Source organism: Psychrobacter sp. FME6 (assembly GCF_014861365.1).
Lineage (GTDB): Bacteria > Pseudomonadota > Gammaproteobacteria > Pseudomonadales > Moraxellaceae > Psychrobacter.
Genome location: NZ_RRYW01000086.1, coordinates 1 through 12,485, shown reverse-complemented (window position 1 = coordinate 12,485; position 12,485 = coordinate 1). Strand labels below are relative to the sequence as shown.

Annotated in this window: 8 protein-coding genes and 4 tRNA genes; 3 read left to right on the top strand and 9 right to left on the bottom strand. The window is 43.5% G+C overall.

Going from position 1 to position 12,485, the window contains the following annotated elements:
• Nucleotides 1-466 precede the first annotated feature (466 nt).
• From EI162_RS11350 to EI162_RS11310, 9 genes are all read right to left on the bottom strand, one after another.
• Nucleotides 467-541, bottom strand: a tRNA-Thr gene (locus EI162_RS11350).
• Nucleotides 542-659: 118 nt separating this feature from the next.
• A tRNA-Gly gene (locus tag EI162_RS11345) sits at nucleotides 660-733 on the bottom strand.
• A gap of 85 nt (nucleotides 734-818) precedes the next feature.
• Nucleotides 819-902 (bottom strand) — tRNA-Tyr (locus EI162_RS11340).
• 73 nt (nucleotides 903-975) lie between these two features.
• Nucleotides 976-1,051, bottom strand: a tRNA-Thr gene (locus EI162_RS11335).
• Nucleotides 1,052-1,233: 182 nt separating this feature from the next.
• Entirely contained in the window at nucleotides 1,234-2,730 is a 1,497-nt protein-coding gene (locus EI162_RS11330) for an anthranilate synthase component I family protein (protein WP_192524457.1), read from the bottom strand.
• Between the two features lie 151 nt (nucleotides 2,731-2,881).
• The gene (locus tag EI162_RS11325) at nucleotides 2,882-4,036 is read right to left on the bottom strand and encodes an FHA domain-containing protein (protein WP_192524456.1); all 1,155 of its coding nucleotides are present in this window, start codon (nucleotides 4,034-4,036) and stop codon (nucleotides 2,882-2,884) included.
• A gap of 82 nt (nucleotides 4,037-4,118) precedes the next feature.
• Entirely contained in the window at nucleotides 4,119-4,973 is an 855-nt protein-coding gene (locus tag EI162_RS11320) for an RsiV family protein (protein WP_192524455.1), read from the bottom strand.
• Between the two features lie 201 nt (nucleotides 4,974-5,174).
• A complete protein-coding gene (locus EI162_RS11315) occupies nucleotides 5,175-6,770 on the bottom strand; it encodes a peptide chain release factor 3 (RefSeq protein ID WP_192524454.1) in 1,596 nt (531 codons plus the stop codon).
• A gap of 203 nt (nucleotides 6,771-6,973) precedes the next feature.
• The gene (locus EI162_RS11310; protein ID WP_192524453.1) at nucleotides 6,974-7,891 is read right to left on the bottom strand and encodes a hypothetical protein; all 918 of its coding nucleotides are present in this window, start codon (nucleotides 7,889-7,891) and stop codon (nucleotides 6,974-6,976) included.
• Between the two features lie 280 nt (nucleotides 7,892-8,171).
• Between EI162_RS11310 and EI162_RS11305 the strand changes: the two genes are divergently transcribed.
• From EI162_RS11305 to EI162_RS11295, 3 genes are all read left to right on the top strand, one after another.
• Nucleotides 8,172-8,585, top strand: coding sequence for an Ohr family peroxiredoxin (locus EI162_RS11305; protein ID WP_192524452.1), 414 nt, complete (start codon nucleotides 8,172-8,174; stop codon nucleotides 8,583-8,585).
• Nucleotides 8,586-8,880: 295 nt separating this feature from the next.
• Nucleotides 8,881-11,775, top strand: coding sequence for a DNA polymerase I (gene polA / locus EI162_RS11300; RefSeq protein ID WP_225735352.1), 2,895 nt, complete (start codon nucleotides 8,881-8,883; stop codon nucleotides 11,773-11,775).
• A 253-nt stretch (nucleotides 11,776-12,028) separates the two neighbouring features.
• Nucleotides 12,029-12,485: IS30 family transposase (locus tag EI162_RS11295; protein ID WP_192524450.1), on the top strand; the 457-nt coding region annotated here is incomplete at its 3' end.

Here is a 12,485-nt window from a genome sequence, read left to right as displayed (position 1 = left end):
GTGGCTTGTTGCGTTCAAACTTGGCCTTTGCCATGGGTATTTCCTCTTTTTTTGGTGAATCTTTATGCTTAAAAAGTAATAAACAGCAAGATCGGTAAATAGCTGTTTGACGGCTCATGATGCATGTAAAACCATCAAACCGTTGACGCTATGGCTTATCTACTAAAAATATTTTGTCGCTCTACTATTATCTATCTATGCATTTACCTTCTATAGCCCATAGAATAGATAGCGACATTATACTTGCTTTTCAATCTCTTGAACATTGCAAGGTATTATATCGTTACGCTGTTGCACGACTTTATCTTACTGTAGTGCATTAATAAATTGACAGCACTAAAAGGCAACACCTCAGTGTCACCTTTGAATTGTTACCTGCCACACTAACTTTGTATTTTTCAATATTCTGTAATTTCGATATCGACGCAAAATTATATAAATGCAGTAAAAAAGCTGAAATAATAAATGGAGCTCATATTGAGAATTGAACTCAAGACCTCTCCCTTACCAAGGGAGTGCTCTACCGCTGAGCTATATGAGCAGGCTTTTAATAACTACAGTAAACAACCCGTAGGGTTACTAAAAAAAATATCACGATACAGCACTAATAAACTGACTGTCGTGATGAATTGTTGATAGTTTTTGCGATAGTGATTATATGGAGCGGGTGGCGGGAATCGAACCCGCGTCATTAGCTTGGAAGGCTAAGGTGTTACCATTATACCACACCCGCAATTACTCTTATGCAAAGAGACTCTAATCGAGAGTCGTTAAGTATATAGAGTATGCTTGGCGCTATGACAAACTTATAAAAAATATGGTGGTGGGAGAAGGATTCGAACCTTCGAAGCTTTCGCGACAGATTTACAGTCTGTTGGGTTTGACCGCTCCCCAATCCCACCTTAGGTTGCTTTGAACAAAAATGACTTAATTTAAGACAATTTCATAAAAAGCTACTTTGAAAGAAAAGATAAATGGTGCCGACTGCCGGGATCGAACTGGCGACCTACTGATTACAAGTCAGTTGCTCTACCAACTGAGCTAAGTCGGCTTGTTCTCTCAAAGTGGTGGCTATTCTATCAAATTTTTTGAAAGACGCAAGCCCTTTTTTATCTTTTTTGCGATTATTTTCATAATAATCCTCAAGGAGTTGATTATGCTGCTATTTTTTTATAATAAAAATAACCACTTTTGAGGTCTTTACTATGTACAACTGCTTTCTTTATTAAATACTCAACGAATACGCAAACCATTGCACGCCATTTTCACCGCTTTTATTAGTGCCAACGCTTTTTTGTGGGTTTCATCCCATTCTGTTTCTGGTACAGAATCGGCGACGATTCCAGCGCCTGCTTGGATATGGATTTTTCCACGACGCCTGACTGCAGTACGTATAGCAATGGCGGTATCCATATTTCCATGCCAGCCCAGATAACCAACCGCGCCGCCAAAGACTGTACGACGTACTGGCTCTATCTCATCAATGATTTGCATGGCGCGGATTTTGGGTATGCCTGATAACGTGCCCGCAGGAAAGGTCGCGCAAAAAACATCCAGTGCATCCTTATCAGGCAGTATTGTCCCCTCAACATTAGAAGCAAGATGCATCACTTGTGAATAGCGCTCGATAAACATCTTTTCAGTAACTTCGACACTACCATGCTCACAAACGCGGCCAATGTCATTGCTACCCAAATCAATGAGCATTTGATGCTGCGCTATCTCTTTTTCGTCATTAAGCAATTCTTGCTCAAGCGCTAAGTCTTCCGCTGTATCTCGACCACGCTTGCGAGTGCCTGCCAATGGTCGTACGGTGACTTTACTATCCTCAACCCGCGATAGTATCTCAGGTGATGCCCCAATGATATCAAAACGCTTATGGTCATCTAGCGTATAACCATGTACCAAAAACAGATACGGTGAGGGATTTAAAAATCGTAGGGCGCGATAAACAGCCAGTGAGTCGCCAGTATAATCAGCGGTCAAACGCTGAGCAGGGACAACTTGCATAACATCGCCCGCTGAAATGTAGTCTTTTATTTTATTGACATCGTTACTGTATGCCTCCAAAGCTGTTTGTGAGGTAAACGTCGGCGTCGGCATCACGGGAGCGCTCAAATTTGGCATTTCTGCTAGTTTATCTTCTATTTTTTCTAGCTCACGGATGGCATTACTGTAGCCATCTTCGGTATTACAATCGGCATAAACAATGATAGACAAAGTGTTTTCTAAGCTGTCAAAAACAATCACGCTCATTGAGAGCATCAACCACATGTCTGGCATTGATATTGGGTTGGGCGCATCAGACAAACCCACGCTTGGCTCAATAACACGTACCATGTCGTAACCGAAGTAGCCGACCAAACCGCCACTAAAGCTCGGTAATGTCGCTATATCCTCTGCCGTTGGCATCTTATACTGCGCCATCAGTTTACGAATATAGTCAAACGGGTCTTCTACTGCATTTACATCAATATTGTCGTTGTCTTTGACCGTCATATGACCATCTGCATACTGCAAGATAAGATCACTACCCAAGCCAATCATCGAATATCGTGCCCAGCGCTCACCGCCTACGACAGACTCAAAGAGATACGCGGAACCATTTAAATCACGTACTTTAGAAAATACAGATACTGGCGTCTGTGCATCCATGAGACGTTTTTTTATCAGTGGTGCATGACTAAAGCCACGGTCTTTAAACGCTTGATATTCCTCAAAGGTCATCATAGTAATGCTCTCTAACAAGATACTGGTCAAAATAAAAACAGTAAAATAACAGTGAAGGTACAGATACAATATAGCGTCAACACTCTATTGAATGTTGACGCTATAGAAAAAACTCTCACAGTCTAACTGTGAAAAGTATTAGAAAACGGGGTTACGCGCCGCCCATGTTAAATAACCACAGCGCCAATCCAATAATGATAATGGCCACAAATATCCATATAAACCAACTACCGCTGGGCTTTTTCTCTGCTGGTTTCGCAGTCGCTGGATTACTGATGGCCTGATCCATTGCGTTATTACCTTCGGTACCAAGATCCCGAGGTTGTCCTAGATTGGCCGTGCCTGAAAACTGTGCAGTAGCCGCTTGCTTGGCTCGTAACACATCAGGATCCGCTTCTTCTTGCAGGGCGGTTTTCGTGGTTTTATCCTGCTCAGGTTGCACAACTGGCTCTTCACGTACAACTGGCTGCTCCACTGCTGGCGAGTTATTAGCTGCTGCTAGCGGTGCTGTTTCTGTTTCTACCTCTACGGCTTCTGCAGATGACAAAACTTCATCAATACCTGTTTCTTTAATAACCGGCTCTTGTGGCTGTGGATCAGGCGATTGAGTGGTATTGGTCGTCGGGGCGCTTGTGTTAAGGTGGTCTGCTGTCTTAGATACAGTGTCAACAGGGTCAGCTTCCACATTATCTGCCGTCTGTAGAACTTCTTCAATGCCTGTTTCTTTCACTACCGATTCGTTAGTTGCAGATTCCGTTTCTGTCACAGGAGCTTGGTTGACCGCGCGCTCTTTAATAACCTGCTCTTCAGCAGTAGGTTCTTCAATAATGGGCTCTTCAATAACGGCCTCTTCAATAAAAGGTTCTTCAGCAACGGGCTGAGCGGCCAATACCTCAGTGTCAGTATCCATACTAGCCGCTGCACTTTCAGCAGTGGTTACTGGTTGCAGTACCTCAGGCTCGGTAGCAGCAACAGGCACATTTACCTGAAAACTAAAGCTTGCAAAACCAATCTTATCATTCACTTGCAACAAACTCGATTTATTGCCTTCGATACGTTGCTCATTAATAAATGTACCATTGGACGAGTCCAAATCTTTGACATATAACTGACCGTCCAATACGCTCAGGAGCGCATGATTACGCGATACTTGTTTGCTACCGAGCACCACATCATTATCGCTACCACGTCCGACAGACAAGCTGTCATCGACCGTCAAAGTCAAGTCACCCAACGCTTCTGTCAAAGCATTAAGCTGCCACGTGTTCGTTACTGCTGTATCTACCTTACCTGTAGGGTTCGTCATGCTATCACTCCTTATTTTTTATAAAATATCCAATGGTTTTCGTTAAATTATTATCGTCAATATGATGGTGTTATTGTCTTAATTATTTAGCAATAAATCGGGGTTTGATAACGCCACTAAGCTTGCTATAGGGGATACTAAGCACCGGCATGCCATAAGCATATGGACCAATCGCGTAATGCTGATAACGAATATCGATGCCTTTGTCGGTCACGGTGATATTATCGCTGAGGGTAAACGGCCAGTTTTTCTCATAACTGGCGACGTCTTCATCGACCGTTTTCACCCAGTCTTTATAAGCATTATAGGCCAATGCTTTGAATTTTGATTTTTTGCCAGGTTGTAGCATGTCTGCCAGCTGAATTTGCTTTTTGGACTTTTGATCAAATACCAAATACTCACTATAAGGCATGCCGTGAGCGCCACCGGTAAAGACGTAAGAGTTTATCTCAAAGGTTTCTAAATCGTTGACGTGACCTAAATATTCAGGCGTCACCATTAAATTATAAACAAATACGCTGTCTTCGGGTAAATCAGCAAACTGCGAGGTGACAAAATCATCAATAGCAGCTTTAACGTCTGCTTGGTTACTCTTGGAAGTAATGGGTGCGGATTCAGTGGGCTTGCTATTGACGACTAAATGATTGATACGCTCGTTGGTGATCGCATTTATCCACTGGTGATTGGTTTTGAGGTATTTAATCTCAATATCTGGACAATTTTCACGCTCTACACATTTTTCTTGTGTTTCTTTAGGCAATTCATAATCCAAATAATCGGTGTGACTAATTAGACTGCCAGCATGTGCTGACAAGCTCAATGTGCCAAGTAGCACTCCACTACCCAATAGAGAGGCTAGACCAAGCCAGCCAGTCCTCAAAGCTAATTGCTTGGATAGTTCTGACTTATGAGTATGAGGTTGGGTGACAGGTTTCATATAGCCTCTTTATTATACAGATAAGATTTATTGATATTCTACCGTAACAACCACTCTGTATTGTAGGAACACTGTTTGTGTTTTTATGAGGCTATCGTCTCCTAAACGCTCCTTTTTATAGTGTCGTACGTAAATCATAGCTAATAAAAAAGACACGGCTGGCGTGTCTTAAAAGATAAACGGCATAGTGAAAATAGTAATTTAGTGCTCGCGGGTATTGCTAAAAGTCACTTCTGGGTAGCGATCTTGCATCAATTGCAAGTTGACTCGTGAAGGGGCAAGATAGGTCAAATAACCACCGCCATCTATCGATAACTGGTCGTGGGCTCTCTTCTTAAACTTCGCTAGCGCCACTTCATCATCACAGTGAATCCAGCGCACTGTAGCAATCGATACTGGCTCAAAAATACATTGAACTTTGTACTCTTCTTTCAGGCGATGGGCGACGACCTCAAACTGTAGCACACCAACCGCACCCAAAATTAAGTCATTATTAATCTGCGGCATAAATACCTGTGTTGCGCCCTCTTCACTAAGCTGCTGCAAACCCTTTTGTAAGGCTTTCGATTTCAGCGGGTCTTTGAGCACCACACGGCGGAACAGTTCAGGCGCAAAATGCGGAATACCAGTAAAGTTCAGCTCTTCACCATCGGTAAAGCTATCGCCAATAGAAATCGTACCGTGATTATGCAGACCAATAATATCACCCGGATAGGCTTCTTCTAATGCTTCACGGTCACCCGCCAAAAAGGTCAAGGCATCGGCAATACGTACGTCTTTGCCCAAACGCACGTGCTTCATTTTCATGCCTTTTTCGTACTTGCCTGAACAGACACGTAAGAAAGCAATACGGTCACGGTGACGCGGATCCATATTGGCCTGAATCTTAAACACAAAACCACTAAAATTGGTTTCTGTTGCTGCCACTTCACGCTCATTGGTTGGATGGGCTTTTGGCGATGGTGAATACTTCACTAGCGTATCAAGCACCATATTGACACCAAAGTTACCGAGGGCTGTGCCAAACAATACAGGCGTCATCTCGCCCGCTAAAAAGGCTTCAACACTGAAATCCTCTAGCGCCATTTGCACCAGCTCAAGCGACTCTTCAAAGGCATCAAACATCAGCTTACCGAGACGCTCACGGATATCAGGATAATCATAACCTTCGCGAGTTTCAGCCACGGTAATTTCACCGCCATGACCTTTTTCATACAGATAAGTTCTGTTTTCGGTCAAATGATAAACCCCAACGAAATCCTGCCCCATACCAATCGGCCAAGTCACGGGAATACATTTGATTTTTAACACGGCTTCGATTTCACTCAATAGCTCAAGCGGCTCACGAATCTGGCGATCGAGTTTATTGATAAACGAAATAATGGGCGTGTCGCGCATCCGGCACACCTCCATCAACTTGATGGTTCGTTCTTCGACACCTTTTGCGCCATCGACCATCATCAGCGCACTATCGACGGCGGTCAAAGTACGATAGGTATCTTCACTAAAATCGGCGTGACCTGGTGTATCCAATAAGTTGACCACATGGTCTTTATAAGGGAACTGCATGACCGAGGTGGTAATCGAAATACCACGCTCTTGCTCCATGCTCATCCAGTCTGACGTCGCATGGCGATCGGTTTTGCGACCTTTAACTTCACCTACCACCTGAATGGCTTGACCCCATAACAGTAGTTTTTCAGTCATGGTGGTTTTACCCGCATCGGGATGCGAGATAATGGCAAAGGTACGGCGTTTGGCGACTTCTTGGTTTAATTTCTTTGAATCTACACTCATAATTTTTGGCTTCAACCTTAACTTTAAAAAGTCTGTCTTTTAGACAGTAACTTTCTTTTAGGCAGTAATTTCAATAAATAGAATAAATAATGGGCTTATTGTAGCGGATTTAGCGGCAGGGTGCAGAATTAGCGCATAAAAAAACACTCTCTATTCAAGAGAGTGCTGTCAGCTTTTTAATATGAAGACCTATAGCATAACTATTAATAATAGCGCTTGATTTGATCGGTTAAGAAATCTCCTGCCACCTCATTGACTATCGTGCAATCTACCACACCGCGAAAACTGTTGGTATTCGGATCGGTACTGCCTTTGGCCACATAATTGGCCTCGTAGATTTCATTGCTATACTCGACACCATTGTACTGATACGCAGGCTGATTTTTGTACTCAAAAAACGTCACTTGCGCCGCTTTGTGTTTATTGCCAAATCCAACTCCAAACTCATACGTCCCGACCTCTCTATTGTCGCTGAAACGTTCTTCGGCAGCATCCACCCATTTATTAAGTGATGAGTATCCCGTCTTGTTTTTCTCATTGAATGCTAAAAACGAGCGCTCGCTTTTAACCACTGGAATATAGCAGACCGAGCCTGTGGGAAACTCTGCATTGGTTGGAATATTAGAATAATTGTTTAAGTCGGTGACAATACCACGACTGTTATTGATATTGCTGCCAGCGTTATAACTGTTCGCCTGCACACCTGACAGATCAAGCGTTTTATAAGTGGTTTCGTAGTTTAATTTATTATTGCTGTTTTCTTCATAAATAGGCCGTCTGACCGTGCGGCCATTAACTTCAATATCTTTATTTTCCAGACGACCTTCGAAGTTATCAGCCAACACCGTTCTATCTAAGGTATTCAGGCTTTGGTTGCTATAACTATTAACGATATTTTTTTGCTTGATTTCACGCGCGCCACTACGGTAGGTCTCATCAATACGCGCAATCGCACTCTCGTTCGCCTGACTGTCATAACTGTTGGCAAAACTGGTCAAGGTAATCTTGTTACTACTGCCCGACCCATAAATATTGTCTTCTTCTCCGCAGCCGACAAGGGCCAAAGCCATTAAAGAGAAAATACCGGGTAAAACAATCAGTTTATTCAACGAACAATCCATTAGAAAACGCCTTTATAATTAAGATTTTTATCACCTATTTTGGTGGTTTTACTACGAGTGTCTAAATCATTAGTTTACATTAATATGCTTATTACTTATACCCGTTAGGTTTTCATGGCGGTGGTTTGCTCAATCTAGATAATTTTATGCAAGGCTCACTTACAAACTTACAGTATATGCTTACTACGGAGCCCTTGCGCCAAACTGATTATTTGCTATGCTAAATAGCATCATATAAGTGACTACTTCAATATAAAAAACCAACAACAAAGGATGTGTTATGAAAACATTATATTCTACTAAAGGCACGGTTACCGGCGGTCGTACCGGTAATGCCAGTCTTCAAGACAGTGATTTAACGATTAATATGGTTGCACCCGGTTCTGGTAAAGACGGTAATAATCCAGAGCAGTTATTTGCCATGGGCTACGCCGCTTGCTTTGATGGCGCGCTTGCTGCAGTGAAAGGCGAAGAAAAAGCAAAGTTTGATTCTACGACTGAAGTATCGGTAGATCTCATGAAAGGCGACGGTCTAGATTTTCAATTAGCAGTGAAGATTCACGTGATTGGTGAAAATACAGAATTGTCTGCTGATGAGTTCCAAAAGTTAGTCGAAAAAGCCAATAAAGTTTGCCCATACTCTAAAGCCACCCACGGCAATATCGATAGTGAAGTGACTTCAGAGGTAAAATAAGTCCTTAATAATGATGGTATCGGTAAAGAAAGAAAAGAACTCAGTTAGCGCTGGGTTCTTTTTTTGTCTCATTGAGCTATTTTTATTTTAATGATGAGTATCATTAATGCTCGTACACATCGTAATTTTTAAGCGATTCGGCACACACTGATTTTATCGCTATAATAAGCGTATATTTTTATCTAATAGCTGATAAGTGACTTTTATGACTGACCATATGACCGACCCTACTTCAGACAGTAACCACAATTCCCATCAAGCACTCGATCCTAAAAACTTGCCAAACTTCGACACCATGCCCAATGTAGCGACCATGGACACCAGTCACGTCGACAAAGACCAGCCTCCCTTTATTTTGGTTGATGGCTCTTATTATCTATTTCGCACTTATCACGCCCTACCCAAAACTATGCAAAACTCGCAAGGTCTGATAACCAACGCCATCCGTGGCACGCTCAATGCGCTACTAAAGCTAATGCGCCGTTATCACCCGACCCATATGGCGGTCTGCTTTGATACCAAATCACCGACCTTTCGCCATCATATGTCACCTGATTATAAAGCCGCCCGTCCGCCCATCGACATAGAGCTGGTAGAACAAATTCCTTATATCCATCGTTTGGTGACGGCATTAGGTCTTCCGCTGTTACGCATCGAAGGTGCAGAAGCTGATGACATTATCGGGACACTAGCCCATCGCGCGGTTGAACAAGGTCATCACGTGGTCATCTCAACGGGTGACAAAGACATGATGCAGCTGGTCAATGACTGCGTGATACTGGAAGACAGCTTTACCGGTAAAGTAACCGACACCGCAGCTGTCATCGATAAATTTGGTATTAATCCCAACCAAATGATTGATTTTTTGACCTTGATGGGTGACGCCTCTGACGGCATCAAAGGCGTGCCTGGTATCGGTAAAAAAACCGCGAAAGACCTACTGGTTGAATACGGTGATATCGACAATATGCTCAAGCACATCGGCTTTATTAAAGGTCGCGGTGCCAAGGGTTTAATCGAGCACGCCGATGATATCCCGTTCAATGCCAAACTGGCGACCATCGTCACGGACCTAGACATCGGTCAAGACTGGAACGATTTAAAAATCAATACCGATCCGAGTGCTCATATAAATGAGTTACGCGAGTTATATAACGAGCTTGAGTTTAGAAACGAGCTGGCCTCTCTCGATCACCCAAACCATCCAGCCAACGCTAATGGCTCGCAAAGTGTCGCTGACAGCCAAGCGGATGCTGAATCACAAGCACAAATCGCTAAATCTTTGCAATCGACCAAGATTGATAATATCAAAGACAGTAAAAATGATAATAAAGCCTGGCACACCATCCTTGACGAACCAGCCTTTGACAGTTTGATTGAACTGTTAGAAGCGGCGCCGCATTTTGTCATTGATACCGAAACCACCAGCGTCTATTGGCGCGAGGCACAAATCGTCGGTCTATCGTTTGCGGTGCAAGCACATGAAGCTTATTATGTACCGCTGACTCACCGCTTAGAAGACGACGAACTAACGGCAAAGCAACTCGACCGCGAAACGGTATTGGCACGCTTAAAGCCCATTTTAGAAAACCCACAAATCGGCAAAATTGGTCAGCACTTAAAGTATGACGCTCATATTCTTAGTACTTATGATATCGATTTAGTCGGTGCTATTCATTCCAGTCCTAATAACTGGGCGATGGACACCATGCTTGCCAGCTATGTCATCAATGCAGCGATCACCCGTCACGGTATGGATGATTTGGCGCGTCATTATCTACAAACCCAAACCATCAGCTATGAGGATGTCGCGGGTAAAGGCGCTAAACAAGTCGCCTTTGATCAAGTGGCCATCGATATCGCCAGCGATTATGCTTGCGAAGATGCCGATATCACTTATCAATTGTTTGAGGTGTTCAGCGTCGAGCTGGCTAACGATGCCAATAACGCTAAATTGCTACAGGATCTGGAAATTCCAACGGCAGAGATACTGTGCCAAATGGAAGCAAGCGGTATCTTAATCAAACGCTCATTTTTGAACGAGCTATCGCAACGTTTTGACGAAGAAATCATTGCACTTGAAAAGCAGGCTTATGAGCTGGCTGGTGAAGAATTTAATCTCGGCTCACCAAAGCAGCTTGGTGAGATGCTATTTGAAAAGCTAGGCGTTGCTGGCGGCAAAAAAACCAAGTCTGGTCAGTACTCTACTGGTGAAGCGGTATTATCAAAAATCGACCACCCATTAGTCGATATCACCCTAGAATATCGTGGGCTGTCTAAGCTTAAAAGCACCTATACTGATGCGCTGGATAATGTCGCAGATGCCGCGACTGACCGCGTACATACCAGCTATCATCAAGCGCTGACCAGCACTGGACGTTTATCTTCGACGGATCCTAACTTACAAAACATTCCGATTCGTACCGCCACTGGGCGTCTGATTCGCCAAGCTTTTATCGCCCCAGAAGGTCGTGTTATTTTGGCAGCGGATTACTCACAAATTGAATTGCGTTTGATGGCGCACTTTTCAGGGGATAAAAACCTGACTGACGCCTTCAATGAAGGCTTGGATATTCACGCAGCCACTGCTGCTGAGGTATTAGGTAAGGATGTCGCGGAGGTTACCTCAACCGAGCGCCGTAATGCCAAAGCCATTAACTTTGGTCTGCTGTATGGTATGAGTGCCTTTGGACTTGCCAAGCAGTTACAGATGAGCCGCAGTGAGGCTCAAGACTATATCGATATGTACTTTGAGCGTTACCCCGGTGTGAAAGATTATATGATTAATACTCGCGCCAGTGCTCATGAGCAAGGCTATGTCGAGACGATATTGGGTCGTAAACTTTACACACCTGATATCACCCATAGCAACCGTATGGTCAAACAAGGCGCTGAGCGCGCGGCGATTAATGCTCCACTACAAGGCTCCGCTGCTGATTTGATTAAGCTGGCGATGATTGCCGTCGATAAAGTGCTGCCAAAAGAGCAAGCAAAAATGCTGCTGCAAGTCCATGATGAACTGGTGTTTGAAGTCGATGCAGATAAGGTCGATGAAATCAGTCAATTGATTACCGACGCGATGCAAGATGTATTGAAAGCTACAGCTGTTGAAAAAGGCTGGACTGTCGACTTTGCTGTGCCGCTATTGGTCGAAACAGATAGTGGTCAGAATTGGGATGAAGCCCATTAGGCTCGCTACGTTAACGGCAATCCATGACTAATTGGTTATATTAACTAACAACATAAAGTACATACTGGCGTTATAATAACCAACCATTAAGTTGTATATAATGGGATAAGTTTCGGTCTAAAGTGAGCCTTTGCGCTCACTTTTTATTCCTTAGATTAACACATGAAGTGCAATACCAAATGCGAGGTGAAAAAAAGACCTAGATGCGCTAGCATCAAAGTCTTTATCCACCGACCAAAGTGAGATTGCAACCATGAACTATACACATCTAAGCCTAGGGGAACGATACCAGATTTATGCCCTTATAGGGGCAGAACATAGTATTAAATTTATAGCTGACACATTAGGAAGAAGTCCTAGCACCATATCAAGAGAGCTAAGGCGCAATAAAAGCCTTCGAGGTTACCGAGCTAATCATGCTAATAACAAGGCTTGTGACAGACGCTCTAACAATGCTTTCACTATCATCGCTGATGTATGGGATTGGGTCACAGATAAGCTAAAAGACAGCTGGAGTCCTGAACAAATAGCCGGAGTTCATGGTGATATTAGTCACATGAGCATTTATCGCTATATCTGGAGGGACAAGCTTAAGGGCGGCAGGTTATGGCAGTGTCTCAGACGCAAAGCCAAACCTTACCGTAAGCGACTAACGGCTGAGACCCGAGGCCGTATCAACGACAGAGTCTCGATTCATGAGCGCCCTTGTA